This window comes from Streptomyces sp. NPDC058697 (assembly GCF_042715345.1).
Lineage (GTDB): Bacteria > Actinomycetota > Actinomycetes > Streptomycetales > Streptomycetaceae > Streptomyces > Streptomyces liliifuscus.
The window spans coordinates 187545-213366 of sequence record NZ_JBHXSU010000013.1 but is presented as its reverse complement, the minus strand read 5'-3'; the positions used below and the strand labels follow the sequence as shown (position 1 = coordinate 213366).

Annotated in this window: 17 protein-coding genes, 3 tRNA genes and 1 pseudogene; 8 read left to right on the top strand and 13 right to left on the bottom strand. The window is 71.0% G+C overall.

The genetic code is table 11. From position 1 onward, the window contains the following. Positions 1 to 208 precede the first annotated feature (208 nt). The 4 genes from ACFWXQ_RS28570 to ACFWXQ_RS28555 all read right to left on the bottom strand — a co-directional run bounded on the left by ACFWXQ_RS28570 (position 209) and on the right by ACFWXQ_RS28555 (position 5863). The gene (locus ACFWXQ_RS28570; RefSeq protein WP_383941906.1) at positions 209 to 2137 is read right to left on the bottom strand and encodes an ABC transporter ATP-binding protein; all 1929 of its coding nucleotides are present in this window, start codon (positions 2135 to 2137) and stop codon (positions 209 to 211) included. Then, on the bottom strand, positions 2137 to 3870 hold the full coding sequence (locus ACFWXQ_RS28565) for an ABC transporter ATP-binding protein (RefSeq protein WP_383941903.1): 1734 nt from the start codon (positions 3868 to 3870) through the stop codon (positions 2137 to 2139). Before ACFWXQ_RS28565 ends, ACFWXQ_RS28570 begins: the two co-directional genes overlap by 1 nt. Before the next feature lie 166 nt (positions 3871 to 4036). Continuing rightward, on the bottom strand, positions 4037 to 5491 hold the full coding sequence (locus tag ACFWXQ_RS28560; RefSeq protein WP_383941899.1) for an FGGY family carbohydrate kinase: 1455 nt from the start codon (positions 5489 to 5491) through the stop codon (positions 4037 to 4039). Between the two features lie 63 nt (positions 5492 to 5554). Next, complete coding sequence (locus tag ACFWXQ_RS28555; protein ID WP_383941896.1) at positions 5555 to 5863, bottom strand: YtxH domain-containing protein; 309 nt, start codon at positions 5861 to 5863, stop codon at positions 5555 to 5557. A 165-nt stretch (positions 5864 to 6028) separates the two neighbouring features. On the opposite strand from ACFWXQ_RS28555, the gene ACFWXQ_RS28550 reads away from it, so the two are divergent. The 3 genes from ACFWXQ_RS28550 to ACFWXQ_RS28540 all read left to right on the top strand — a co-directional run bounded on the left by ACFWXQ_RS28550 (position 6029) and on the right by ACFWXQ_RS28540 (position 6424). After that, positions 6029 to 6101: transfer RNA gene (locus ACFWXQ_RS28550), tRNA-Asn, on the top strand. A gap of 6 nt (positions 6102 to 6107) precedes the next feature. Further along, positions 6108 to 6180 (top strand) — tRNA-Asn (locus ACFWXQ_RS28545). A gap of 167 nt (positions 6181 to 6347) precedes the next feature. Continuing rightward, positions 6348 to 6424 (top strand) — tRNA-Ile (locus tag ACFWXQ_RS28540). 120 nt (positions 6425 to 6544) lie between these two features. Here the strand turns inward: ACFWXQ_RS28540 and ACFWXQ_RS28535 are convergent. Beyond that, positions 6545 to 7357: an LLM class flavin-dependent oxidoreductase gene (locus ACFWXQ_RS28535; protein ID WP_383941893.1), complete on the bottom strand. Its 813-nt coding sequence runs from the start codon at positions 7355 to 7357 to the stop codon at positions 6545 to 6547. Then, complete coding sequence (locus ACFWXQ_RS28530) at positions 7354 to 8208, bottom strand: alpha/beta fold hydrolase (protein ID WP_383941890.1); 855 nt, start codon at positions 8206 to 8208, stop codon at positions 7354 to 7356. The genes ACFWXQ_RS28535 and ACFWXQ_RS28530 overlap by 4 nt, the downstream gene beginning before the upstream one ends. Positions 8209 to 8581: 373 nt before the next feature. Here ACFWXQ_RS28530 and ACFWXQ_RS28525 point away from each other — a divergent pair, with 373 nt between their 5' ends. The 4 genes and pseudogenes from ACFWXQ_RS28525 (at position 8582) to ACFWXQ_RS28510 (ending at position 10492) form a co-directional block, all read left to right on the top strand. Continuing rightward, positions 8582 to 9424, top strand: a complete 843-nt coding sequence (locus ACFWXQ_RS28525; RefSeq protein WP_383941887.1) for a PhzF family phenazine biosynthesis protein — start codon at positions 8582 to 8584, stop codon at positions 9422 to 9424. 4 nt (positions 9425 to 9428) lie between these two features. Continuing rightward, positions 9429 to 9695: pseudogene (locus ACFWXQ_RS28520) on the top strand (hydrolase); the annotation flags it as partial. Positions 9696 to 9854: 159 nt separating this feature from the next. Further along, the gene (locus ACFWXQ_RS28515; RefSeq protein ID WP_383941884.1) at positions 9855 to 10088 is read left to right on the top strand and encodes a type II toxin-antitoxin system VapB family antitoxin; all 234 of its coding nucleotides are present in this window, start codon (positions 9855 to 9857) and stop codon (positions 10086 to 10088) included. Next, positions 10085 to 10492 (top strand): PIN domain nuclease, encoded by a 408-nt coding sequence (locus ACFWXQ_RS28510; protein WP_383941881.1) that lies wholly within the window; start codon positions 10085 to 10087, stop codon positions 10490 to 10492. The genes ACFWXQ_RS28515 and ACFWXQ_RS28510 overlap by 4 nt, the downstream gene beginning before the upstream one ends. A gap of 106 nt (positions 10493 to 10598) precedes the next feature. On the opposite strand, the gene ACFWXQ_RS28505 is transcribed toward ACFWXQ_RS28510, so the two are convergent. The 7 genes from ACFWXQ_RS28505 to ACFWXQ_RS28475 all read right to left on the bottom strand — a co-directional run bounded on the left by ACFWXQ_RS28505 (position 10599) and on the right by ACFWXQ_RS28475 (position 21890). Then, the gene (locus tag ACFWXQ_RS28505) at positions 10599 to 11699 is read right to left on the bottom strand and encodes a glycoside hydrolase family 5 protein (protein WP_383941878.1); all 1101 of its coding nucleotides are present in this window, start codon (positions 11697 to 11699) and stop codon (positions 10599 to 10601) included. A gap of 274 nt (positions 11700 to 11973) precedes the next feature. Beyond that, positions 11974 to 13539, bottom strand: a complete 1566-nt coding sequence (locus ACFWXQ_RS28500) for a GAF domain-containing sensor histidine kinase (protein WP_383941876.1) — start codon at positions 13537 to 13539, stop codon at positions 11974 to 11976. An 86-nt stretch (positions 13540 to 13625) separates the two neighbouring features. After that, the gene (locus ACFWXQ_RS28495; RefSeq protein ID WP_055618758.1) at positions 13626 to 14663 is read right to left on the bottom strand and encodes a rod shape-determining protein; all 1038 of its coding nucleotides are present in this window, start codon (positions 14661 to 14663) and stop codon (positions 13626 to 13628) included. A 155-nt stretch (positions 14664 to 14818) separates the two neighbouring features. Then, on the bottom strand, positions 14819 to 18580 hold the full coding sequence (locus ACFWXQ_RS28490) for an SAV_2336 N-terminal domain-related protein (protein ID WP_383941872.1): 3762 nt from the start codon (positions 18578 to 18580) through the stop codon (positions 14819 to 14821). Further along, positions 18570 to 19604: an AAA family ATPase gene (locus tag ACFWXQ_RS28485; RefSeq protein ID WP_383941869.1), complete on the bottom strand. Its 1035-nt coding sequence runs from the start codon at positions 19602 to 19604 to the stop codon at positions 18570 to 18572. The genes ACFWXQ_RS28490 and ACFWXQ_RS28485 overlap by 11 nt, the downstream gene beginning before the upstream one ends. A 109-nt stretch (positions 19605 to 19713) precedes the next feature. Next, complete coding sequence (locus ACFWXQ_RS28480; protein WP_383941866.1) at positions 19714 to 21543, bottom strand: trypsin-like peptidase domain-containing protein; 1830 nt, start codon at positions 21541 to 21543, stop codon at positions 19714 to 19716. Then, positions 21540 to 21890, bottom strand: coding sequence for a CU044_2847 family protein (locus tag ACFWXQ_RS28475; protein WP_383941863.1), 351 nt, complete (start codon positions 21888 to 21890; stop codon positions 21540 to 21542). Before ACFWXQ_RS28475 ends, ACFWXQ_RS28480 begins: the two co-directional genes overlap by 4 nt. 253 nt (positions 21891 to 22143) lie before the next feature. Here ACFWXQ_RS28475 and ACFWXQ_RS28470 point away from each other — a divergent pair, with 253 nt between their 5' ends. Then, entirely contained in the window at positions 22144 to 25797 is a 3654-nt protein-coding gene (locus ACFWXQ_RS28470) for a S8 family serine peptidase (protein ID WP_383941859.1), read from the top strand. The last annotated feature ends 25 nt before the right edge of the window (positions 25798 to 25822 follow it).

The window sequence follows — 25822 nt, the reverse complement described above, 5'->3', positions numbered from 1 at the left end:
GGGGGCTGCGCCCCCAGACCCCCGCTATCGGCCTGAACGGCCTCGTCCTCAAACGCCGGACGGGCTGAAAATGTCGGCCCGGGCCGCGAAATCTCCAGCCCCTCCGGCGTTTGAGGAGCGGGGGTTCGGGGGCGGAGCCCCCGAGTAGTGACGGGAATGGGTAGGGGCGGCGGGGGCGAAAAGAACCCGCCGACCCCCCGGCCACCCCTCAGTCCACCTCCACCACGGCCTCCGCGAACTGGGCCTTGTACAGGCGGGCGTACGCGCCGTCCGCGGCAAGCAGGTCCGTGTGGGCACCCTGCTCCACGATGGACCCGTTCTCCATGACGAGAATGGTGTCGGCATCCCGGATCGTCGACAGACGATGCGCGATGACGAACGACGTCCGCCCGTGCGCGAGCTTCGCCATCGCCTTCTGAATCAACACCTCGGTCCGGGTGTCGACAGAACTCGTAGCCTCGTCCAGCACAAGGATCACCGGATCGGACAGAAACGCCCGAGCGATGGTGATGAGCTGCTTCTCACCGGCACTCACCCCCGACCCCTCGTCGTCGATGACGGTGTCGTACCCGTCGGGCAAGGTCCGGACGAACCGGTCGGCATGGGCGGCCCGAGCCGCCTCCTCGATCTCCCCACGCGTGACCTCACGCGAAGCCCCGTACGCGATGTTCTCCGCGATCGTCCCGCCGAACAGCCAGGTGTCCTGCAGCACCATGCCGATCCCGGCCCGCAGTTCGTCCCGGGACATCTTCGCGATGTCGACCCCGTCGAGGGTGATACGCCCGCCCGTGACCTCGTAGAACCGCATCAGCAGGTTGACCAGTGTCGTCTTGCCGGCGCCCGTCGGGCCCACGATCGCGACCGTGTGCCCCGGCTCCACCTTCAGCGACAGGTCCTCGATGAGCGGCTTCTCCGGGTCGTACCGGAAGGAGACCCCCTCCAGTGCCACCCGCCCCCGGAGCTCCTCCGGACGCGCCCCCGTCACCGGGTCCGCCTCCTGCTCGTCCGCGTCCAGCAGTTCGAAGATCCGCTCCGCCGAGGCGACCCCGGACTGCACGAGGTTCGCCATGGACGCGACCTGGGTGAGCGGCATGGAGAACTGCCGGGAGTACTGGATGAAGGCCTGGACGTCACCGATCGAGAGGGCGCCCGACGCGACGCGCAGCCCGCCGACCACGGCCACCAGCACATAGTTCAGGTTCGACACGAACATCATCAGCGGCTGCATGACCCCGCTGTTGAACTGCGCCCGGAACCCGGCCTCGTACAGCTTCTCGTTCTCCTCGGCGAACTGCGCCGCCGACTCGTCCTGCCGCCCGAAGACCTTGACGAGGTTGTGGCCGGTGTACATCTCCTCGATGTGCGCGTTGAGCTTGCCGGTGGTCCGCCACTGCTGCACGAAGTGCGGCTGCGACCGCTTGCCCACCCGGGTGGCGACGAAGAACGACAGCGGCACGGTGACCAGCGCGACGAGCGCGAGCAGCCACGACACCCAGAACATCATCGCCAGCACACCGACGATCGTCAGCAGCGAGTTGACCAGCTGGCCCATCGACTGCTGGAGGGTCTGCCCGATGTTGTCGATGTCGTTCGTGGCACGGCTGAGAACCTCACCGCGCTGCCGCTTGTCGAAGTACGACAGCGGAAGCCGCGACAGCTTCGTCTGCACGTCCTCGCGCATGTTGTACATCGTTTTGTTGACGGCCCGGTTCACCAGCCGCGTCGCCACGGTCATCAGCAGACCGGCCACCAGGAACGCCCCGAGCGCGAGCAGCAGCACCTCGCCGACCGCGCCGAAGTCGATGCCCTTGCCCGGGGTGAAGTCCGTGCCGGAGAGCATGTCGGCCATGCCGCCGTCGCCGCGCTCCCGCATCGCCGCGAGGGCCTCGGCCTTCGTCTGGCCCGCGGGCATCTCCCGTCCGACGACCCCGGCGAAGACGAGGTCGGTGGCCCGGCCCAGGATCTTCGGCCCGAGGACCGAGAGGCCGACGCTGAACACCACGGCGACGAGCATCACGTACAGAGTGGTGCGTTCCGGCTTGAAATGAGCCAGTAGCCGCTTTCCGGACTTCTTGAAGTCCATCGAGTGATGGTCGGGGCCCGTCCCGGCCATCATCCGCCCCATGGGCCCGGCCATCAGGCTGCCTCCGCTTCCGTCAGCTGGGAGAGCACGATCTCCCGGTATGTCTCGTTCGCCGCCATCAGCTCGTGGTGGCGGCCCGCGCCGACGACCCGGCCCTCGTCGAGGACCACGATCCGGTCGGCGTCACGGATGGTCGACACCCGCTGGGCGACGATCACGACCGTCGCCTCGGCCGTCTCCTGCGCGAGCGCCCTGCGCAACGCCGCGTCCGTGGCGTAGTCGAGAGCCGAGAAGGAGTCGTCGAAGAGGTAGATCTCGGGGCGCTGCACAAGGGTCCGGGCGATGGCGAGCCGCTGCCGCTGACCGCCCGACACATTCGTCCCGCCCTGCGCGATCGGCGCGTCCAGGCCGTTCTCCAAGCCCTCCACGAAACCCTTGGCCTGCGCCACCTCCAGCGCGTGCCACAGCTCCTCGTCGGTCGCGTCCGGATTCCCGTACCGGAGATTGGTCGCCACCGTGCCCGCGAAGAGGTACGGCTTCTGCGGTACGAGGCCGACCGTGCGCGCGAGCAGCCGCGGCTCGACCGTGCGTACGTCGACGCCGTCCACCAGCACCTGGCCGTCGGTGGCGTCGAACAGCCGGGGGACCAGGCCGAGGAGCGTGGACTTGCCGCTGCCGGTCGAGCCGATCACGGCGGTGGTCTCACCCGGCAGGGCCACCAGGTCGATGGTCCGCAGCACCGGCTCCTCGGCACCCGGGTAGCGGAACCCGGCGCCCCGGATCTCCAGATGACCGTGCCGTCGCAGCTCCAGGACCGGCGCCTTGGGCGGAACCACACTGCTGGAGGTGTCCAGGACCTCCTGGATGCGCTCGGCGCACACCTCCGCGCGCGGCACCATCATGAACATGAAGGTGGCCATCATCACGGACATGACGATCTGCATCAGGTAGGCGAGGAACGCGGTCAGCGCGCCGATCTGCATCCCGCCGCTGTCGATCCGGTGGGCGCCGAACCACACCACCGCGACCGACGACACGTTCACCACCGTCATGACGATGGGGAACATCAGCGCCAGCATCCGCCCGGTGCCCAGCGACACCTCGGTGAGGTCGGCGTTCGCCTTCCGGAACCGCTCCTCCTCGTACGCGTCGCGCACGAAGGCCCGGATGACGCGGTTGCCGGTGATCTGCTCGCGCAGCACCCGGTTCACCGTGTCCAGCCGCACCTGCATCGTGCGGAACAGCGGCCGCAGCCGGCGCACGATGAGGCTCACCGAGATCCCGAGCACCGGCACCACGGCGAGCAGCACTCCGGACAGCGGCACGTCGAGACCGAGCGCGAGGACGATGCCGCCCACGCACATGATCGGCGCCGACACCAGCAGGGTGAACGTCATCAGCGTGAGCATCTGCACCTGCTGCACGTCGTTCGTCGTGCGGGTGATCAGCGACGGCGCCCCGAAGTGACCGACCTCACGCGCGGAGAACGACTGCACCCGGTCGAAGATGCCCGCCCGGATGTCCCGGCCGACCGCGGAGGCCGTACGGGCGCCGTAGTAGACGGCCCCGATGTTGCAGACGACCTGGGCCAGCGAGATGCCGATCATCAGGGCGCCGAAGGACAGGATGTAGCCCGTGTCGCCGTCGACGACACCGTTGTCGATGATGTCCGCGTTCAGCGTGGGCAGGTAGAGCGTGGCGCAGGTCTGCAGGAACTGCAGCAGTACGAGCAGGGCGATGGGTTTCTTGTAGGGCGTGAGATAAGTACGCAGGAGTCGTATGAGCACGCTGGTCTCTCGGAGTCGGCGGCGGGGCGGTTGGTTGCCCTTGGCCCCTATCGTCGAACACTCCACCCGTGTTACCTCAACTGATTAAGCCAAGAGAGGTCCAAGAGCCGACCTGGCCTCGGTCCGAAGCCGTACGCCGTTCGGGTCGCCCGGGCTCCGGAGGGCCTCAGGGCCGGAAGGCGCCGGGGTGGGTCTGGTTCCGTACCGACACGTACTGCTGCCGCACGGCCTGGCCCACCGCCAGCTCCTCGCCGGGCTCCAGGATCTGCGCGGCGGCGCCCTGCCAGACGGGCGGCAGCCCCGGCTGGATCGTGCCCTGCGAGGTACCGAGCGCCCAGGCCGCCTGCCGGGCCGCGCCGATCGCCGCGTAGTCCGCGGGCTGCGGCACCACGATCTGCGTACCGAGCAGCGCGGGCGCGCAGGCCTGCACCGCGCTCAGCTCGGCGGCCTGGCCGAGGAGGAAGATCCGCCGCACCTCCACGCCCCGCTTGCGCAGCACGTCCAGCGCGTCCGCGAGCCCGCACAGCATGCCCTCGAAGGCGGCCCGCGCCAGGTGCTCGGGCTTCATCGACTCCCGCCGCAGCCCGGCCAGGGTCCCGGCGGTGTGCGGCAGATTGGGCGTCCGCTCACCTTCCAGATAAGGCAGCAGGACGAGCCCGTGCGACCCCGGGGTGGACTTCATGGCCAGGTCCGACAGGGCCTCCAGGTCGGGCACGCCGAGCAGTTCGGCGGCCCCGCGCAGGGCCCGTACGGCATTGAGTGTGGTGACGACCGGCAGGTGCATGCCGGTCGCGTCCGCCAGCGAGGTGATCATTCCGGAGGAGTCGACGAGCGCCTCGTGGTGCACGGCCATCACGGAACCGGAGGCGCCGAGCGACACCACCGCGTCCCCGAGCCCGATGCCCAGACCGAACGCCGCGGCCATCGTCTCGCCCGTCCCCGCCGAGATCAGCAGTCCCTCGGGCGTCGTCCCCGCGGCCTCCCACGGCCCCAGCACGTCGGGCAGCAGCGCCTGGTGCCCGAGCGCCAGTTCCACGAGATCCGGCCGGTACGCACCGGTCGCCGCCGACCAGTACCCGGTCCCGGAGGCCCCGCCCCGGTCGGTGGTCCGGCGGGCCGGGCGGCCGAGCAGCTGCCACACCAGCCAGTCGTGCGCCTGCAGCAGCACGCTGGTGCGCAGCGCCGCCTCGGGTTCGTTCTTCGCGAGCCAGCGCAGCTTCGTCACCGGCTGCGCAGCCTGCGGCACACAGCCCACGGCCTGCGCCCAGGCCTCGCGTCCGCCGAGGGCGTCGACCAGGTCGGCGGCCGCGACCTGCGCCCGCTTGTCACCGCCGACCATCGCCGGACGCACCGTGTTGCCCTGGGTGTCCACCGGCACGAGGCCGTTCTGCTGCGCGGAGACACCGATGGCCTGAACGCCTTCGAGGAGCCCGCCGCCCGCGGCCTCGCCCAGGGACAGCAGCCAGGCCTGCGGGTCGACGTCCGAGGGCCGGCTGCCCTCGGACAGGCCGTCCATCGGATGCGGGGCATACCCCTGCCTGAGCACGGCTCCGCTGTCCGCGTCGCAGACCACGATGCGAGTGAAATCGGGCGAACTGTCCAGCCCGGCGACTATCCCCATGGCGGAAATTCTGCCGTACGACCGGAGCAGGCCGTACCGGTCCGGCGGAGGCGGCCGTACCGGTTACGTGTTGCTGGTGCCCCAGTCGTCATCGGTTCGTGTGCCGTTCGTGTTGCGCTCGCGCAGGTGGCGGACCCTGTCGGCCACCGAGTCGGGGACCCGGTCACCGACCTTTTCGCTCACCGCGTGGTACGCCTTGCCGGCGAACTCGCGTCCCTGCTGGGCCGCGGACTCGGCGGTGTTGCGCACCGCCGGGTTCTGAGCGACCTGCTGTGCGGTCTTCCTCAGCTGCTCGTAGCGCTCGCGCCCGGCACGCGTGCCGAGCACGTATCCCAGGGCCAGTCCGGCGACGAACGTGAGCCGGTAGCGCATGGCTGCCACCCTTCTCTTGTGAGTCGGTCCCTTGCGGCGGCGTCGGTCGCAGGAGGGGATTACCGATTGGCGGAGCACCCCCCTGCTTGCGCTAATGTATGTGTCGCAGCGAGCGCACGCCCCCTGGCGAATACCCAGGGAGGTACGTTCGATGCAACGAGGCAATCCCCTGTAGCTCAATTGGCAGAGCAGCCGGCTGTTAACCGGCAGGTTACTGGTTCGAGTCCAGTCGGGGGAGCTTCGGTCTTCCGTAGCTCAATTGGCAGAGCAGCCGGCTGTTAACCGGCAGGTTACTGGTTCGAGTCCAGTCGGGAGAGCAAGCGAACGAGGACCCCGTCGGGGTCCTTTTTCATGTCCTCGGGAACCGCTCCGCCCCAGGTGGGGTCCTCCAGGGCAGGCGAAGTCGACCATCCGAAGCAGGAGATCGTATGAGCGGCTATGCTGCGGCAGACGGCGCGCACAAATGTGCGCGACGCGCCGTAATGGGGCGGTAGCTCAGCCGGTTAGAGCAGCGGACTCATAATCCGTCGGCCGTGGGTTCGAGTCCCACCCGCCCCACCAGGCGCTACGCGTGAAGAATCGATCCGACCAGGTGTTTAGCTGGTGGGGTAGCGCCCTTGAGGGGTTGTCAGGTCTCCTGAGGCTGTTGAGCCGGGAGCGGACGTCGGCGCCATCCCGTTCTTACCCCGCCGGGCCCTCGCGAAGCACGCCGCGCACGGTGTCCAGCCGTACACCCGGTTCGAACTCCGGCAGCCACCACGTCGCCCCGGCTCTCGCGTACGGCTCGGGATCGACGCCGAGCGGCAGACCGACGGCGATGTCGTACGAGTCCATCTCGCCGTCGCGCAGTTCGGTGAGGGTGTCGACGACCTCGGCGAGCTGGTCCGGGTGTTCGAGATTGGCCGGGAAGAAGCCGTCGAGCCGGGCGGCCCGGCGGATCGGCTTCGCGTTGCCCGGGAATCCGGCGGCCCACACCGGCACACCGGGCCGCTGAACCGGCCGCGGCAGGAACGCGATGCCGTCGACGGTGTAGTGCTCGCCGCGGTGGTGCACCGGCTCGCCGGACCAGGCAGCGGCCAGGATCGCCAGGGACTCGTCGAGCATCTGGCCGCGCCGCCGGTCGTCGAGCTCCTCGCCCGTCCTGGACAGCTCACCGGCGAACCTGTCGCTGCCGAGGCCGACCCCGAGGGTGAGGCGGCCCTCGCTGAGCCGGTCCAGTGTCGCGGTCTCCCGCGCCAGCTTGGCCGGACGTCGACGGGCGGGCGTCGACACCATCGGGCCGAGCCGCAGCCGCCGGGTCGCGGTCGCGACCGCCGCCAGCACGATCCACGGGTCGGCGACCTGCCGGACCGGCGCCCGCCAGCACAGCTGATCCCATACGAAGCAGCCGTCCCACTCGGCTTCCTCCGCGTCGGCGGCGAGACGTGCGACCTCCCGCGGGTCGGCGAGGTCCTCGAAGAGCGGCAGCCAGAGCGCCGACCGCAGCCGGTTCATGGGCGGGCTCCTTCGGTGTGCCGCACCAGGGCCGACACGAAGTCGTCCCACACCGGCCTCGGCAGATCGTGTCCGGCGCCCTTGAGGACCAGCAGCTCCGCACCGGGGATCGCGTCGCGCAACGCCTCGCCGTGCGGCAGCGGCAGCAACGGGTCGTGGTCGCCGTGGACCACGAGCGTCGGCGCCGTGATGTCGCCGAAACCGCCCCCGGCCGGCCCGTCGGACTCGACGGCATAGTGGTTGACCAGAGTCGACGCGTAGTTCCTGGCGCGCGCCACGTCACGTTCGGCCAGCGCCCGGATCGCGGCCTCGTCGAAGTACGGCGAGCCACCGGCGAACGCCCTCGCGCCCGCGACCACGTACTCGACGATCGCGGCCGCGTCGGAGGAGTCCGGCTCGGCCGGCATGGCCAGGTCGCCCGACGGCGGCGGCAGGTCGTCGGCTCCGGTCGACGTCGAGACGAACGTCAGCGACGCGACCCGGTCGGGATGGTCCACCCCGAGGACGAGTCCGCTCCCGCCGAACATCGACTGACAGACCAGATGGGCGCGCTCGATGCCCAGGGCGTCCTGGATGCCGAGCACGTCCAGGGTCAGGTCGTTGAACGAGTACCCCGGCTTTCCGGGCGGGTAGCAGGTCGAGCGGCCGGTGTCCCGATGGTCGTACCGGACCACGAACCGGCCGCGGGCGGCGACCCGTTCGCACAGTCCGGCGTCCCACCAGAGCATCGAGGCGGCCGCCCCGGCGACCAGCACGATCGCCGGGGCCGCGGGGTCTCCGAAGGTCTCGACGCACAGCTCGGCGCCGTTGGTCTTGAGGAGTTGTTCGCGGTGGGGTTGGTGTGAGGTCATGTCAGGCACGCTAGAGGCCGCCGGTTCATTGTGAGAAGCGATGATTTTCGATCGATTCGATCGCTTGTTGTAATGGCCGTGGCTGCGCGTCCACGAGTTGTGGCCGTCCCCGCCGCCGCGGGAGGTCTACCTGCACTGGCGGGCCGGGCGTACTCACTCGCCACTTGCCGGGCGGGCCATCGAGATCGCCGCCGAAGTCGCTGCCGAAGTCGCGGCCGGGCTCACGGCCGAACTCGCGCCGCCGGTGGCCAGTGCTTGATGCCTGCGGGGCAAATCAATCCACTTTGTTTCGGCTGGCCCTGTCTTGGCCGTGTCGGTGCCCGGTGGGATGGACCTGCCTCCGCTGCAGCTGCCTGAAAGGCCCTTGATGACCATGCCGCGTACACGCCCGTTCGTGCAGGTCGACGTGTTTTCCACGAGCCCCTACTCCGGCAACCCGGTCGCGGTCGTCCTGGACGGGACGGATCTGAGCGATGAGGAGATGCAGCGGCTGGCGCGTTGGACGAATCTGTCGGAGACGACGTTCGTGCTGCCCCCCACCGTCCCGGAGGCGGACTACCGGCTGCGGATCCTCACTCCGGACGGCGAGTTGCCGTTCGCCGGGCACCCCACCCTCGGGTCCGCGCATGCCTGGCTGGACGGTGGTGGCGTGCCGAAGCACGGCGACCGGGTCGTGCAGGAGTGCGCCGCCGGGCTGGTCACCGTGCGCCGTGGCGAGGGCGCTCTGGCCTTCGCGGCGCCTCCTCGTGTGCGAGAGGGTGCGCTGGACGAGGACCATCTGAAGCAGATCGTGGGCGCGTTCGGCATCACGCGTGACCGTGTCCTCGCCCACCAGTGGGTCGACAACGGGCCCGGCTGGGCCGTGATCCAGTTGGCGACGGCCGAGGAGGTGCTCGCCCTCGAACCCGACCTCTCCCTCGTCCCGGACGCGATGGTCGGCGCGATCGGGGCCCACCCCGACGGGTCCGCGCACCGCTTCGAGATGCGTACCTTCGCCCCCGGCGTCGGCGTACCCGAGGACCCCGCGTGCGGCAGCATGAACGCCGGTGTCGGGCAGTGGCTCACCTCCACCGGCGCCGCACCCACCTCCTACCGGGTCTCCCAGGGCGCGAGGCTGGGAAGGGCCGCGAGCATCGAGGTCACCGCCGACACGGACGGCACGGTCTGGGTGAGCGGCGCCACCGTCGTCTGCGTCCGAGGCGCCATCACGCTCTGACTGTAAGGACGCCGACGTCATCCTCCTGCGCACCGACGACCTGACCGTGTTCCCGGTCACCGACTCGGCCGCCCCCGTTGTCAGCGCCGGCCACCCCGGCCTGGTGGACACCGTCCTGGTCGCCGGCCGCGTGGTCAAACGCGACGGCGTCCTGGTCGGCGTGGACCTGCCGGCACTGAGGACCCGCCTCCTCGAATCCCGCAACCGCGTCGCGGCGGCCGCGGGCGTCCCACTCGACGGCACGTGGCGCCCGCGGCCGGTGTCGGAGTAGCCGCGCGAGGGCTGCACACGGTACGTCGGGTGCAGCACCGTTCCCGCATCCGAACCGGTGCGGGAGGTAACTCCTGGGCCGCCTGGTCGTGCGCCGCGGCTGCGCCGATGTTGGCGATGTATCGTAGATGCATACATCGTGGATGTAGGGAGGTGCTCGATGTCCGTCACGCAGATTGATCTCGATGACGAGGCGCTGGCCGAAGCGATGCGGCTCATGGGTGCCACGACGAAGAAGGAAACCGTGAACGCGGCCCTGCGGGACTACGTCGCGCGGATCAAGCGGCTTGAGGCGGCCGAGAAGCTCGCTGCGCGGGGCGCGCGGGGCGAGTTCGAACAGGCTTCGGCGGCGCATGACGCCCAGAAGCGTGCCCGGCGCACGGCCTTCGAGTGATCACCTATCTGCTGGACACCTCCGCTCTGTGGCACCTGTTCCGTGTTCCGGGGGCGCTGCGGCCTTGGGAGGGACACATCGCCGCCGGGGTGTTCCACATCTGCGAGCCGACGCGTACCGAGTTCCTCTACTCGGCAACCAGTCCGTCTCACCGGGATGAGCTCGCGGAGGAGCTGGACGCACTCTGCCTGCTCTCTCCGGTTCCGAAGAACGCCTGGCGCTGGGTCGACACCGCTCAGTACAAACTCACCCAGCGCGGCCGGCATCGCTCAGCCGGTCCGATCGACCTGTTGGTGTGCGCGACAGCGGTTCACCACGGACACACAGTCCTCCACGTGGACAACGACTTCGTGACGGTGTCCGGAGTGCTCAAGGAAGTCCAGCAGCGGGACGTGCGGGCCTGATCTGCTGACGCTGGTCCCCTATGCAGGCTGGTCGGCCTCACGAGGCTCCGCCTTCCGGTGTCGGTTGGCGGAGCCTCCGCGTTGTGGGTGGACCGAGGGGTCCGGACTACGGCTGTACGGGCTTGCCGCGCCCCCATGCCCAGGTGAGGCGGTCCGCGCCGGACTGGTTGGTGGTGGTCAGCCAGGGGCGGGCCGGATTGCCCGTCAGGGTCTGCAGGGAGTAGGTGTCGTCCGTGCGCAGGCCGGGCCAGTACACGGAGCCCATCTTGAGCTCGCGGAATGTGTCGGTGACGGCCTGGAGGTAGTTGATGAAGTTGTTGTCGGGGGTCGGCTTGTTGTAGTCGAAGCCCGTGGTCATCGGGGAGCCGAACTCGTCCGCGACGGTCCGGTTCGCGCAGTCGCCGATGCGTACCTTGAGGTCGGCCACCCACTGGTCGTAGGTGGCGTAGTCCTTCCAGAACCCGTAGTGGTGCAGCGACAGATACGTGCCCTTCAGGCGCGGGTCGGCGCAGACGGTCGTGACGTGGTCGTTGTAGCCGGCGCCACTGACGAAGACCTGGTTGCGCGGGACCTGCCGGTACGTGTCCAGCCACTTCGCGGCTATGTCCGCCCACTCCGTGTCGGTGTAGCCGTGCGGCTCGTTCATCGGCTCGAAGTAGACCCGCTTGTCGCTCTTGTAGGCCTTGACCACGGTGTTCCACATGGGCCAGTAGGTCGCCGTGTCGTCGATGAAGCCGTCCTTGCGCGGGCCCGTTCCCTCCCAGTAGGAGAGGATCACCTTGAAGCCCTTGTCCGAGGCTGCGTCGATGACTCCGCGATACGACTTCCAGTAGGGGCCGTTGACCGTGTACGGGTTGATGGGCAGCCGGACCGTGTTGGCGCCGAGGTTCGCGCGGAAGGCCGAGATCACTCGGCTCGCCTTGGTGTACGTCTGGGCGTAGGTGTCGGACGTCGACAGACCGGACAGTACGACCGGGTCGTCGGCGAAGTTGTCACGCGGGTCGGCCCAGTTCACGCCCTTGAACTGAGTCGTGTCCTTGGCGAGCCCGCTCGTGTGCCCGCTCGTGTGGCCGCTCGTGTGTCCGCTAGGCGCGGCGCCGGCCGGGCTCGCGGCGATGGTCGTGCCGCTGGTCCCGGCGATCAGGAGCGCCACGAAGGCGGCCCGCAGCCGGGGGGTGAACCGGGTGCCGGCGGGGGTTCTGCGCATCAGCTTGCCCTTTCAGGAGATGGCGGCTCGGCGCATGGCCCGGCGTGCGCGCGGCTGAGCGGCCGTCGGTGGTGTGCCGGGTCGGACGTCGGTGTTTACGTAAACATCGCAACGAGGCGTTGAGCCCGACCTCGCGGCCCAGGGCTCGACTTGGGGTGATGTTTACGTAAACATCGCGGCGCCGGAATCGTGGCACCCGGCGCAGCGATCGTCAAGGTTTCCTACGTGTAACGGCTGTTGGGTTGTGGGGCGGGTTGGGGTGGGGCTGTTCGGCTCACGGGTGTGCGTGCAGAGGGGACTGCCACGTCACCGTTGTTCCGGGGGTGGGGTCCCCGTCGCCGCCCGTGGTCCCGTCCCCGTCGTCGAACACCGTCAGCCGTACCCCGGGGCGGCCGTCCGGGAGGGTCGTCGTCGCGTCGACCGAGACGGTGACGCGGGTGGTGCCGGTGCGGCGGGACGCGGCCGCGAGGGCGCTGCGGAGGGCGGTGAGGAGGCGGGTGGCCACCGGGTTCGGGAGGCGGGCGTCGACGGGCCCCGTGAACTGTACGGAAGGCTGGAAGCCGAGAGCCGCCGCGGCGCCTGCCGTCTCGCGGAGGACCTTGCCCCGGAACGTGGTGGGGGCGTCGGCGGGCGGCTGTTGCAGCGCGAAGATCGCCGTACGGACCTCCTGGACGGTCGACCGGAGTTCCTCGACGGCCCGGCCCAGCATTGCGTGGACCTCGGTGTCCTGCTCCTCGTCGGCGGTGCGGCGCTGGGTGGACTCCAGCATCATGCCGGTCGCGAAGAGCCGCTGTACGACCAGATCGTGCAGGTCACGGGCGATCCGGTCACGGTCCTCGAAGACCGCGAGCCGTTCCCTGCGCTGCTGGGCGTCCGCGAGAACCAGCGCGAGGGCGGCCTGCGAGGCGAACTGCGTGGCCAGCCACTGCTCCACGGACGTGTACGCACGGTCGCCGCGCCGGCGCGGGAGGGCGAGGGTGCCGATGAGCCGGCCGCCGGCCTGGAGCGGCAGCAGCATGCTCGGCCCGAACCGGTGCCGTACCTCCGTCGTCATACGCGGGTCGGTCGCCGAGTCGTCGACGAACACCGGCTCCCCGCCCAGGAGTTGCTCAAGGACCGCGCTGCCCGGCGCGATGGTCGTACCGACGAGGCCGCCCGGGTCGTCGAGCGTCGACGCCGTCACGATCTCCATGCCGCCCTCGTCGGTGGGCTGGAGGATCACCCCGGCCGAGGCGTCGGCGAGCATTCTGGCCCGCTCGGCGACCGTCATCAGCGCGTCGGCCGCCGTCTCGCCGGTGAGCAGTGCCGTGGTCACGGCCGCCGCGCCCTCGATCCAGCGCTCCCGCTGACGGGCCGTCTCGTACAGGCGGGCGTTGCCGATCGCGATGCCCGCCTGGGTGGCCAGGACGCGCACCAGCTGCTCGTCCTCGCCCGTGAAATCGCCGCCGTCGCGCTTCCCGGTGAGGCGGAGGCTTCCGTACGCGTCGTCCCGTACGCGTACCGGAACGTCGAGGTGGCTGTCCGCGGGGCTGTCCGCGGCCTGCCCGGCAGCCGGCGGTTCGGCCGTGTGGAACTCCGTCGGGCCACCGTCACGGCCACCGCCACTGTTCTCGCCACCTTGCCCGGGGTCGGTGGCCTCCAGCGCCGCGTGCCGGGCGTCGGTCAGCTCGGCCGCGGTGTCCACGATGTGCTGGAGCGTGGCACGCAGCTCCGGGTCGGTGCCGACGCCCAGGACGGCTTCGAGCAGGCGGGGGAGCGGGCCACCGGGTGTGGGCGGCTCGGTGGGTTCGACGGGGTTGACGGGTTCGACGGGCTCTGGGGGTTCGGAGGCTTCGCTCATGCGGGCGGCGGAGGGTCCGGCTCTCTGCGTACGAGCTGCGTGTGGTCTGCGGAGGGTCTGTGGTCGGTCTGCGTTCGGCGCGGCGCTCAGGTGGCCAGCGGGTCGAGGGCCAGGGGCTCGATCCTGCCCTCCAGCATCGCGCCCAGGCCGAGGACCGCGCACACGTCGGGGCGTTCGGCGATGTGCACCGGCATGCCCGTCGCGTGCCGCAGCATCTGGTCGAGGCCCGGCAGCAGCGCGCTGCCGCCGACCATCATGATCCCGCGGTCGGCGAGGTCGGCCACCAGGTCCGGCGGGCAGACGCGGAGCACCTTGCCGATACCGTCGAGTACGGCGGTCAGCGGGGTCTGGATCGCGTCGCGCACGGCGGCCGTGTCGACCTGCACGGAACGGGCGAGGCCGGTGGCCACGTCCCTGCCGTGGATCTCGGTGGAGGCGGGGCCGTGCGGGGTGAGCCCGTTCCCGGAGAGGGCCAGCTGCAGCGGTCGTACGGACTGGGACGGGAGCATCAACTCGTGCTGGTGACGCAGGTGTTGGACGATCGCGTGGTCGATGGCCTCGCCGCCGACCGGGATGCGGGCGGCGGTCACGATCGAGCCGAGGGACAGCACCGCGACCTGGGTGGCGGCGGCCCCGCACACCATGATCATGGTGGCCTCGGGCCGCTCCACGGGCAGTCCGCAGCCGACGCCGGCGGCGATGAGCGTGTCGACGAGCTCGACGCGCCGCGCACCGAGTCCGACGAGCGTCTCGACGGCGGCGCGCTCCGCGAGCGGGTCGGCGTCGTGCGGGGTGCAGATGGCGGCCCGCAGCCGGGGCTTGCGGCGCAGGGCGCGGCGGACCTTGTCGCCGAGCAGCTGGCGGAGCATGCGCTGGGCCATCTCGATGTCGACGACCGTGCCGCCGGAGACGGGCCGTACGACGCGGATGTAGTCGGGCGTACGGCCCGTCATCTTCTCCGCGAACTCGCCGACGGCGATCAGGGCGCCGGTCTTCGTGTTCACGGCGGCGACACTCGGCTGGTCCACGACGAGCCCGGCGCCCTTCACGAAGACACGCGTCCTCGCCGCCCCCATGTCGACGGCGAAATGGCAGCGGCGCAACTGCTCCAGGCTGGCGGTCATCGCGGGTCCTCCCGAGAGCACGGACGGTGGGACTCGGCCGGGCGGCGGTCCTCCTTCGCATCGTGGGGGACCTGACGAGGTGTCGCCTTTTGAGGTGGGCCGGGTGGGGTGCCGCTGGATGGGTGGTCTTGCGGGGCGGCCTCGTGAGGCGGGCCTCAGGTGTTGGGGAGTGCCTGGATCAGGGGCGCCCAGGAGGCCGTCGTCAGCTCGCAGCCCGCGCGGAGCAGGCGCTGCCTGTGCGGCTCGGAGCGGGTGTAGCCGAGGAAGCGGAGGCCGATGGCGTTCGCGGCGGTCAGCTCGGCGACCGACGAGCCGACCAGTACGGCGTCCGACGGCGACGCGCCGAGCTGGTCCAGGGCCCGCAGGAGGCAGTCGGGGTCCGGCATCAGCCGGGTCAGCTCCTCGGCGCGGCCGTGCACTCCGCCGCCCACCAGGCCGGTCAGCCGCCCGTGGGCCTGCAGATACATCCAGACGGCGCTCGGCGCGTTGTCCGCGACGACGGCGACGCGCCGGCCGAGGGCGTTGAGCGTGGTGATCAGGGAGTCGGAGAACGGGGTGGCCGTGGCGGTCGAGACGGCCCGCTCTTCGATGCGGTTGAGCCGGCGGCGCAGATCGGCTCCCAGGGGGTGCCCGGCGAACGCCCGCAACAGGTCGAGCGGGTTCGAACGCCCCTCCAGGGGCGACACGGGCGCGCCCCCCGGCGACAGCGGCTCCCCGCTCAGCGCGGCGTCCGGGTGGCGCAGCTCGGCGAGGACCGCGGCGAGCTCCCGGGTGGCCTGCTCCTCCTTGGCCCGCGTGTAGAGGCGTACGAGGGGGCCGTCGAAGCCGATGAGTACGTGGGGGACGCCGACCAGGAAGGAGGCGGCGGCCTCCGGGGGCGCGGCGAACGACTTGGTCGCCGGCGGGAGGACCGGCGGCTCTTCCACCGTGATGGCCGGCCGGTCGGCGTCCGCGAGGCGGGCCGGGTTGCTGAGGGCGAGGTGGTGCAGGCGGCGGAGGTCCTCGTGTTCGGGGTGTGTGCGGAGCAGGTCGGCCAGGTCGGTGGCCGCTTGCTCGAAGTGGCCCAGTTCCAGGTCGAGTTCGGCGCGGGTGACGTAGAGGGTGAGGCGTAGGGCGCGCAGGCGGGTGCGGGTCGCCTCGGCGGCGGGGCCGGGGACGCCGTCGAGGGGTTCGCCGTACCAGAGGTCGAGGGCGCGTCGGACGGCGTCGCGGGCCGCCGTCGGGTCACCGTCCTCGCGACGGGACTTCGCTTCGGAGACGAGCTCCTCGCAGCGGTTCACGTCGATGCTGTGGTGCGGGGCGTACAGGGCGTAGCCGTTCCCGGTGGTGGTGAGAATGCCGGGACCCAGGATCTTTCGGAGCCCCGAGGAGTAGGTGGACAGACCTCCGGCGCGTCCCGGGGAGTGCCGCCCCCACAGCCCCTCGGTCAGCTCGACGTGTGTCACCGGACTGCCGTGACGCAGGAGCAGCATGGACAGCACTGCCTGTTCCTCGGGGGAATGGTTGAGGAGGACGTCGTCGCCCCGCTCGATCCGCACCGGGCCGAGCAGGCGGTAGCGGTACCGGTCCGCGGTGAAGGCTGCCGCGCTCGCGCCGAACGACGGGTCCATGAGGAACTCGACCGCGCGACGCTGCCGGTCCGTGTCCGCAGAGAGCAGAAGACGGACGGCCGCGGCGAGCCGCGACCTGAACGCCCGCTCGAACTGCCGGAGTTCCTCCGGAGCCTCCTCCGTGCCCAGGCTTTCCAGCAGGTGTCCGAGGTCCTCCAGGTCCTTCGACTCGCCGTTCTCCCGGTCCCGCACCAGCTCGAAGTGCGTGATCCTGACGGTGCCGTCCGGAGACATCAACAGGCTCTGGGGTGTGAGGCGACCGTGTGCGACACCCTGCTCATGCAGGGCCGTAAGACCCAGCGCGATCTGCCGCACCACGGACACGCACGCCGTGAAGGGCAGTCGTGAGCTCTCGGCGGGTGTGGCCCCCTCCACGAACTCCGTGACCAGATACGCCATGTCGTCCTCGACACCGAAGTCGTGGACGTCCATCACGTTGGCATGCCGGACACCGGCGAGAACGCGCGCGGCGTTCAGGAAATGCGCATGCCGCTCCGGCCCGATCGAGCGCGGGTACACGGCGACCGTCCTGCCGGACCGGATGTCCTCGGCCTCCATCACGTGCTTGCCCCGCCCCAGCCTCCGTACGAGCCGGTACCTGCCGAGCACCAGTCCCGCGGAGGCCGACTTCGGCGGGGCCCCGCCCATTCTCCGTACGCTCTCCTCCGTCACCGACGTGAACGGTTCGCCGGTGGCCGTGATGTCCCCGGGGCCCGGCACGGCGACGCGGAAGTCGCCGGCCGTCACTCCCGCCCGCGCGTCGATCAACGCGCCCACCCGCGCGGTGAGTTCGGAGGTGCGGCCGAGAGCCGTGCGGGGCAGCGTGCGCTTCAGCAGTTCGCGTACGCCGGGGCGGAAGACGTACGAACCCGCCGTACCCGGGACCGCGATCAGGGCGCCGCTGAGGATCACCTCGGCGAGGTGCTGCGGCTGCGGGTTCCTCTCGATCGCCGCGTGGACCAGGCGCATGACGGGCAACTCGGCGCGCCCGACGGCGAGATGACCGGCGAGCCGGAAGGCCTCGGGGGAGGCGAGAGAGCGGAAGCGGAGCAACAGCTCCTCGGGGGACAGCTGTTCGACGTCGCTGCGGCCCCATTCGTCGACCGGCGCGGGTGGCGGTTCGGCGCCCAACAGGCCGACCGCGCCCGGCAGTCGGCCCCCGCCTGCCACCAGCGCCGACCAGTTCGCCAGCCAGGGCGCCGAGGCCTCCAGGACGGGGAGGGGCAGCACGTTCCGGGGGAGGTCCTCCATGGCGTACGAGTCCACGTCGTACGCGGAGTTGGGCGCCGCGGGCCCCGGCGCGGCGATCCGGGCGGTGGTGGCGGGCAGTGCGGTGGTGCGCCACAGGCGTTCCGGGAGCGGCTGGACCACGGCGACCGACATCCTGGCGGACCAGCGGCGCAGTGTGGCGTACCAGCGGCTGCCCGCCGGTCCTTCCCGCCACTGCGGGCCCATGCAGTCGCTGATCAGCAGCGTGACCGTACGCCCGTCCGCGTACGCCTCCTGCGAGCCGGGGCGGCGTACCGTGCCGTCGGTCTCCAGCCGGTGCAGCTCCACCGTGCGGAAGATGCCCGACTGGGCCAGCGCCGTGTGCAGTTCGCGGACGAGCGGGTGCCAGATGGGCATCGTCGGGCCGGTGTCGTGCACGAGGTGGAGCGTCAGCCAGCGTTCGGTCGCGGGGCGCAGGACGGGCAGCCACCACTGGGGGGCGGCTCCGAGCCGGGCGATTCGGTGTGCGGTGGCCGCCTCGTCCAGTTCCTGGCCGAACGGGGCGGGGGCGCTCCGCTTTAGGGGGCGGAGGGCTCGTTGGAGTTTCAGGGGGTGGGGGAGCATGGGTGGGGCGGGGGCCCGGAGTGAGGTGTACGGGGTTGTGTTCGGGGTGGCTGCCTGGGATGCGTCTGTTTGTGTTGATGTGACGGGTAGGTGTAGGGGGACTCTGTTGTGTGGGTGGTCGGGGAATTGGGGGTGGTGGGTGGGGTGCGGTTGTTGCTCGGCTGCGGGTTCGTTGTGGCTTGTCGCGCAGTTCCCCGCGCCCCTGAAAGCGGGGAGTGCCGTGGGTGAATCCGCGTCAGCGCCCCTGCCCTCGCCCCCGCCCGCGCCCGTGCTCGTGTCCGAGTTGGGGGCGGCCGAGGGCGTGGTTGGGGAGTTGGGCTCGGGGGGCCTCATGTGGCTTGCCAGCCATAGGAGTTCGGCGAGGTCTACTGAGGTGGGGGGCTGGCCGTTGCCGGCCTTCGTGAGGATGTCGGCCAGGCGGGCGGTGCCGGTCGTGGGGTTGGCACCGGTGCCGGCGTCGGCCTCAGAAGGCATCCGAATCGTCCCCCGTACGGCTCAGATACGGCATCAGCTGCTCCGCCAGGTCGTCGCGCGACGACGCGTCGATGCCTGCGGTGCCCGTGAGGTAGATGGCGTTGAGGAGTTGGTCCGTGGCCAGCTCGCCGTCCGTGCCCCGAGACAGGAAGCGCTCGATCAACTCCCGTGCGTGCGTGTCGGGTTCGCCGAGGTGGGCGCGGACGATGCTCTCCAGGTGGGCGGCGCGGGGCTGGTGGAGTTCGAGGCGGACACAGCGGCGGAGGAAGGCGGGCGGGAACTCCCGTTCGCCGTTGCTGGTGAGGACCACGAAGGGGAAGGCGCGGCAGCGGACACGGCCGCGTGAGACCTTCACCCGTTCGTCCGTGCCGTCGACCATGACCTCGGCGGAGGGGGTGTGCCGGGCGGCGCGGACCAGCTCCGGGATCTCGTACTGGCCCTCCTCCAGGATGTTGAGGAGGTCGTTCGGCAGATCCAGGTCGCACTTGTCGATCTCGTCGATCAGCAGGGCGCGCGGACGGCCGTACGGAAGGAGCGACGTGCCGAGCGGGCCCAGGCGCAGATGGTCCTGGAGCCCGCCGTCGACGGGGGGTTCATCGTCCGGCGGTACCTCGCGTGCGGCGGCGCGTCCTGCCGCGTACAGGCGGGAGAGCGGGTCGTACTGGTAGAGGCCGTCGTGGAGCGTGGCGCGGCTGGTGATGTTCCAGCGCAGTACGGGGCCGAGCCGCAACTCCCTCGCCACCGCGTACGCGAGGCTCGACTTGCCGCTGCCCGGCGGGCCCGTCACCAGGAGCGGGCGGCGCAAGTACAGGGCGGCGTTGACGAGTTGGACCGCCCGGTCCGTGGCGCGATAGGTACGGGCGCGGTGCCGACGGTCCGGGGAGGTCGCCGAGGCGTCGTCGTCCTCGGCGGGGGTCTCCAGCTCCGGGCCGCCGTCGAAGGCGCGCCAGGGCGGTGGCGCGGGCAGCTCGGCGATGCCGTCGTGCGGTTCGCTCGTACCCGTGTAGACGGGCCACAGGGACATGGTCTCTCCGAACTTCTTCCGTGTTCCGTGTTCCGTGTTCCGTTGTGCGTTCCGTGCTTCAGTCGACGGCCTCGGGCCGCCGTTCATCAACCGATTTCCAGCAGCCTCCTCAGCCAACGGGGTTGTGCGCGTAGGCGACGGGGTCGGGGAGGCATTCGGGGTCCTCCCAGAGCAGTGCCAGGTCGTGCGCCCAGTGCGGTTCCGCGGCGCCGGACGCGTACGCCGTCTCGCGCAACTCATGGACGTACTGCGGGAGTTCATGGGGCGGCAGGTCCGCGAGGTGTTCGGCGAGGCGGTCCAGGAACTCCGAGCCCGGGCAGTCCGCGGGCCGCCCGCACAGGTGCTCGCCGCGGCAGCCGGAGCGCGGCCACAGCATCACCGGCACGGCCGCGTTCAGGCTCGCCTGGAACAGCCGTCTGACGCCGTCCGCGCGGGGCGGCGTACCGAAGCCCACCATGTCGGCGTCCCGGCGCAGGTCGATGGTCAGTTTCACCTGGTCCTGGCCGACGGCCCAGCAGTCGATGCGGTGCAGCCGGGCCGCCGACCCCGAGTCCAGGGACCGCCACTTCTGTCTCAGCTTGTGTTGAAGGCCGCCGCTGCGCCGCCGCTCCAGGTCCATCACGACGAGCGGTGCGAAGGAGCCGAGCGGGCTGTCGTCGTCCGCGCTGCGCTTCCAGCGCGCCACGTCCGCGTTGAGCCAGCGGCGCGGCAGCACGAAGGCGATCAACTCCCGGGCTCCCGGCTCCAGTTCGTGGTAGGCCTCGTCGATCCGTTGCAGCGCGTACGGGCGTACGCGGTCCACCGGGAGGCGGCGGGAGCCGACCACCCGGCGGTGCCGGTCGTTGTACGCGGACACCTCCACCAGGAAGTCCCGGTTGCCGGAGCCGCTGGGGGCGATCTCCACGAGGATCGGCGACCAGGTGTGCGCCGTGGTGCTTGGGCGGGTCGCGGTTGCGGGTGCCGGGCTGCGGCGGGCTTGTGGGTGTGGCCAGCTTCGGAGCGCCGACCGGAGTCGGGCGTCGTCCACGAAGTCGGCCAGGCGGGTTGCGAAGCGGGGGGTGGCGGACGGGTCCGGTACCTCTGAGAGGAGGTACCAGGCTGCGGCCCACAGGGAGCCGAAGCCGTGTGGGGGGAGTGGGGGGCCGAGGGGGCCCACCGCGTCCAGGTACAGCCGTTCGGGGCTGCATTCCGGAGTGCGGGGGATCCTGTTGTGGCTCGGCTGCGGGTGCGTGGGGGCTTGTCGCGCAGTTCCCCGCGCCCCTGAAGGGGCGCCCTGAAGGCCCTCCGCCGCCTCCACCAGGTGGCGTAGCCGTTCTTTCTGCGGCTGGTCGTACTCCGGGGTGGGGATCAGGGCGCCGAGGCGGGGCCAGTAGCGGGCCATGATCTGGGTGGGGAGCATGCGGCCGTTGCGGATCTCGGGGCTGCGGGCGGCGGCGGAGACCATGCCCACGACGCGGCCGGTGTCGGCGAGGGTCACCGCGGCGCCGCTGAAGCCGGGGGCCAGCGGCTGGCCGTGCGCGGCCCACGCCTCCAGCTGGACCCACTCGCCGGCGATCAACTGGTCGGCGGTGGCCCGGTATTCGGCGAGCGTGCCCTCGTCGTACCGCTTCGGGAAGCCGTACGCGAGGAGCCTGCGCGGGGGGTCCCCGTACGCGTCGGACGGTGTCGCGAACTCGGCCGGCTTCAACGACACCGGGCGGTCCAGTTCGAGTACGGCCAGGTCGCCCGGGTCGGTGTCACGGCCGTCCCAGCCGCCGTGCGCGATCACCCGGGCGGGCACCTGCCCCTCGCCGCCGTGTGCGAAGGACACAGCGACCGGGGCCGTGTCGCTGTGCGCGACGACATGGGCGCAGGTCAGGACGTGCCGCTCGGTGACCAGGAAGCCGGCACCGGTGTCGCGTCCGCAGTTGATTCTCGCGTGCCAGGAAGCGCTGCTCATGAGACCGGGGTGGCCTCCGGGGAGCCCGGGGCGGGCTCGGGCGACCAGGAGAGCTTGACGACGAGATGGCCCTCGACCGCGCTCTTGGCGATCAACGCGCCCGCCTCCGCGGTCAGTTTGACCCCGAACTCGATCTCCACCGTGTCGGGCTTGAGCGAGCCGTCCCGGAAGACGCGGAGCGCCGACTCGGCGGCCGCCCGCACCCCCTCCAGGGAGCCCTCGAACGTACGGGCGGCCTGGACCGTGCCGTCCGCGCGCGCGACCAGCCGGGAGCCGGACTCGTCCTCGACGCCTTCGACGACGATCACGGCACCGTCGTCGGTCTTGAACTCCACTAAACCGTCCATGCTGTGGCAGAACCCCCGTCATCCGTGACCGCTGACCTACCCATTGTCACGGACGGTGCTTGGCGCTGTCGCGGTTTCCACAGGTCGTTCACCGGCTCTCTGGCGGAAAACCGCCAGGGCAGCTTTCCGCCAAGTCCCGTCGGCACCGCCGCAACACCGGCCCCCCGAGACTCTTCGCAGCACCCGGGCACAACCCGGTCCGAGAAGCATCCGCGAAGACCCCCGCGAAGAATCCGGGAAGAGAGAGGTACGGATGACCAGAGGATCCGCGAGACGTGGGGCGGCGCTCGCGTCGGCCGGGCTCGTGCTCGCCCTGCTGCCCATGGGCGGGGCCGAGGCACAGGACGCCGAGGGACAGGACACCGGGACCGAGGCCCGTACCCGCGCCGCCTCCGCCGCCCGCACCGTCACCCTCGTCACCGGCGACAAGGTGACCGTCACCGACCTCGGCGGCGGCAGGAAGACGGTCGCCGTCGAACGGCCGCGGGGCGCCACCGGAGCCGTCCGCACGCAGACGGCCAACGGTGCCGTCACCGTCGTACCGGACGAGGCGCTGCCCTTTCTGCGCGCGGGCACACTCGACCAACGGCTGTTCGACGTCGGCGAGTTGATACGGCAGGGCCTCACGGACCAGAAGACCGGTGAGCTGCCGCTGATCGTGACGTACGAGAAGGGCGCGCGGGTGGCGACTCCGCGCGGCGCCGAGAGGACGCGCGGGCTGCCCAGCGTCCACGGGGCGGCCGTCGACGCCGACAAGGGGCGGACGTTCTGGCGGGCGCTGACCCGGCAGGACGGGATCGACAAGGTCTGGCTCGACGGGCGGGTCCGCGCCGACATGGCCGAAAGCAATGCCCAGATCGGTACGCCGGAGGCGTGGGAGGCGGGGCTGACCGGAAAGGGCGTCACGGTCGCCGTGCTGGACTCGGGGGCGGACCTCGGCCATCCCGACCTCGACGGGCGGGTCTCCGCTACCCGGAGTTTCATCGAGGGCGAAGAGGTCGCCGACCGCAACGGCCATGGCACACACGTCACTTCGACCGTCGGCGGCAGCGGCGCCGCCTCCGACGGCAAGGAGAAGGGCGTCGCGCCCGGCGCCACCCTCGCCGTCGGGAAGGTCCTCAGCGACCAGGGCTCGGGCAGCGAGTCGCAGATCATCGCGGGCATGGAGTGGGCCGCGCGGGACGTCGGCGCCGAGATCGTCTCGATGAGCCTCGGCTCGACCGAGCCCAGCGACGGCACCGACCCCATGGCCCAGGCGGTCGAGACCCTCTCGAAGGAGACCGGCGCCCTCTTCGTCGTCGCCGCGGGCAACACCGGCGCCCCGTCCTCCATAGGCTCGCCGGGTGCCGCCGACTCCGCGCTGACCGTCGGAGCGGTCGACTCCGCCGACCAGGCCGCGTACTTCACCAGCGCGGGCCCGCGGTACGGCGACAACGCGCTGAAGCCCGACCTGTCCGCGCCGGGCGTCGACATCCTCGCCGCCCGCTCCGGCCTCGCGCCCGGCAGCGGCGACTACACCGCCATGAGCGGTACGTCGATGGCGACACCCCATGTCGCCGGAGTCGCCGCACTCCTCGCCGAACGGCACCCCGACTGGACCGGCGCGCAGCTGAAGAACGCGCTGATGTCGACGTCGAAGCAACTCGACGCGTCCGCCTATGCGTTGGGGGCCGGGCGAGTGAGCGTGCCGAAGGCCGTGAAGGCCGACGTCACCGCCACGGGAAGCGCCGATCTGGGCTTCCACCGCTGGCCCTACGAGTCGAACGAGCCGGTCACCAGGACCGTCACCTACACCAACTCCTCCGACACGGCAGTCGAGTTGACTCTCACCGTGCGAGGAGCTCCCGACGGGGTCGCGACGCTCGCCGACTCCACACTGACCGTGCCCGCGCACGGGACGGCTTCCACGACCGTGACCGGGGACGGCGACAAGGCCCCGGTGGGCAACACCAGCGGGCAGATCGTGGCCTCGACGGCGGACGGAACGACCGTCGCACACACGGCCTTCGGCCTGGTCAAGGAGGAGGAGCGGTACACGCTCACCGTCCACGTCAAGGACCGCGCCGGGGACGCGACCGCCGCCGACCTCGTCGTGCAGCGCCTCGCCGAGGGCGTCGACCCCTTCCCGGCCCCGGTCGGTGACTCCGGCACGGTGGAACTGAGGCTGAAGCCCGGCACGTACAGCCTCAACACCTTCCTCGACGTACGCGGCAGCCGTGGCGCCGACTCGCTCGGGCTCGGGTTTCTCGCCGCACCCGAGATCGACCTCGACCGGGACCGCGAAATCACCTTGGACGGGCGGAAGTTGAGGGAGGTCGCGGCCCGTGTCGACCGGCGGACCGAGACCCGGCAGCTGCTCATGGAGTACGACCGCGCGGCGAACGGCTCGGACCTGTTCGGGGCCGTCCAGGTGCCGGTCAAGTACGACAGCGTCTTCGCGGCACCCACGGCGAAGGTGACGGAAGGCAGCTTCGAGTACCGGACCGTGTGGCGGCTCGGGAAGCCGATGCTGGAGGTGAAGGGGATCGGGGAGGCCGTCGCCCAGCCCGGGAGCACGCTCGTCGAGGGGCGCCGCAAACTGCCGCTCGTCGATGTCGGCACCGGGGAGTACGGCGGAAAGGACGTACGCGGCAAGGCGGTTCTCGTCCGGATGCGGGAGGGTGTTGAGCCCGCCGCGATCGCACAGGCCGCCCAGGACGCGGGCGCCGAGGCCCTGTTCGTAACGGACGACGTGCCCGGACGGCTCAACGCCTGGTTCGGCACCGACGACAACGCCGACCGGCCGATCCAGATCGCCACGGTCAACACGGCCGACGCGGCACGTCTGCGCGCGGCCGGAAGAGTTGAAACGAACGGGACGCGCAACACGCCCTACACGTACGACCTTTCGGAAGGGCATCGCGGGAGCATCCCGGCACGCGACCTGACGTACGAGCCCTCGCGCGGTCAACTCGCGGTGCTGGACACCAGGTTCCATGCCGTGCAGCCCGTGTCCGGCAGCGAGTTCCGGTACTCGCTCACCGACGACGCCTTCTCCATCGGCATCGGCTTCCAGGAGCGGATCGACTTCCCGGCCGAGCGCACCGAGTACGTCTCCACCGGGCCCGGCCAGCTGTGGCACGAGTCCGTCAATGTCGGCGCCGGGGACCTGGAGGAGCGCAGCGGGCTCGTCCGCTACCGCGGGGGCACGCATCCGGACCTCGACTGGTTCCGGCCCGTCTGGCATCCGTGGCTCGGCACCGGGCTCGGCTGGGGACAGCAACGGGCGGGAGGCCACCTGCAGTTCAACACCCCGGGCTGGGGCGACTCCGGGCCCGACCACACCGGCTTCGGCAACGTGTGGAGCGACGAGACCGGCATGACCCAGTTCACCGAGGTGTACCTCGACGGGGAACTGGTCGACCGGCGGATGAGCTCCGGCGCCTACGTCTCGGACGCCCCCGCGGACGAGCACACGTACAAGGTCGTCACGGACACGACGCTGGACGCGGACCGCTGGAAGCTCTCCACGAAGGGCCACTCCGAGTGGACGTTCCGGTCGGCGGCCACACCCGAGAACCGCTGGACCGTACTGCCGCTGCTCAACCTCGGCTTCGACGTCGACACGGACCTCGCAGGGAACGTGCGGGGCGGGAGCCGGCTGCCGGTGGGGATCCACTCCTCGTACGTGGCGGGCGCGACCGACACCGGCGCCACGGGGGCCATCGGCGGCGGGAAGCTCGAAGTCTCCTACGACGACGGGAAGTCGTGGCGGACGGTACGGCTGTCCGGAGCCGGTGAGGCTGCCTGGAAGGGGACGGTCACCGTGCCGCGCGGGGCGGAGCACGTGTCGTTGCGGGCCTCGGCGAGCGACGACCGGGGTGGTTCGGTGACGCAGGAGATCGTCCGGGCGGTGGGCGTGCGGTAGGGGACTGCACGGACCGTACGGGCGC

Excerpts from the sequence above, each read along its gene's own strand:
- ACFWXQ_RS28570 (WP_383941906.1), bottom strand. The coding sequence starts at position 2,137 with ATGGCCGGGCCCATGGGGCGGATGATGGCCGGGACGGGCCCCGACCAT.
- ACFWXQ_RS28560 (WP_383941899.1), bottom strand. The coding sequence starts at position 5,491 with ATGGGGATAGTCGCCGGGCTGGACAGTTCGCCCGATTTCACTCGCATC.
- ACFWXQ_RS28555 (WP_383941896.1), bottom strand. The coding sequence starts at position 5,863 with ATGCGCTACCGGCTCACGTTCGTCGCCGGACTGGCCCTGGGATACGTG.
- ACFWXQ_RS28535 (WP_383941893.1), bottom strand. The coding sequence starts at position 7,357 with ATGAACCGGCTGCGGTCGGCGCTCTGGCTGCCGCTCTTCGAGGACCTC.
- ACFWXQ_RS28530 (WP_383941890.1), bottom strand. The coding sequence starts at position 8,208 with ATGACCTCACACCAACCCCACCGCGAACAACTCCTCAAGACCAACGGC.
- ACFWXQ_RS28525 (WP_383941887.1), top strand. The coding sequence starts at position 8,582 with ATGCCGCGTACACGCCCGTTCGTGCAGGTCGACGTGTTTTCCACGAGC.
- ACFWXQ_RS28515 (WP_383941884.1), top strand. The coding sequence starts at position 9,855 with ATGTCCGTCACGCAGATTGATCTCGATGACGAGGCGCTGGCCGAAGCG.
- ACFWXQ_RS28505 (WP_383941878.1), bottom strand. The coding sequence starts at position 11,699 with ATGCGCAGAACCCCCGCCGGCACCCGGTTCACCCCCCGGCTGCGGGCC.
- ACFWXQ_RS28500 (WP_383941876.1), bottom strand. The coding sequence starts at position 13,539 with ATGAGCGAAGCCTCCGAACCCCCAGAGCCCGTCGAACCCGTCAACCCC.
- ACFWXQ_RS28495 (WP_055618758.1), bottom strand. The coding sequence starts at position 14,663 with ATGACCGCCAGCCTGGAGCAGTTGCGCCGCTGCCATTTCGCCGTCGAC.
- ACFWXQ_RS28490 (WP_383941872.1), bottom strand. The coding sequence starts at position 18,580 with ATGCCTTCTGAGGCCGACGCCGGCACCGGTGCCAACCCCACGACCGGC.
- ACFWXQ_RS28485 (WP_383941869.1), bottom strand. The coding sequence starts at position 19,604 with ATGTCCCTGTGGCCCGTCTACACGGGTACGAGCGAACCGCACGACGGC.
- ACFWXQ_RS28480 (WP_383941866.1), bottom strand. The coding sequence starts at position 21,543 with ATGAGCAGCGCTTCCTGGCACGCGAGAATCAACTGCGGACGCGACACC.
- ACFWXQ_RS28475 (WP_383941863.1), bottom strand. The coding sequence starts at position 21,890 with ATGGACGGTTTAGTGGAGTTCAAGACCGACGACGGTGCCGTGATCGTC.
- ACFWXQ_RS28470 (WP_383941859.1), top strand. The coding sequence starts at position 22,144 with ATGACCAGAGGATCCGCGAGACGTGGGGCGGCGCTCGCGTCGGCCGGG.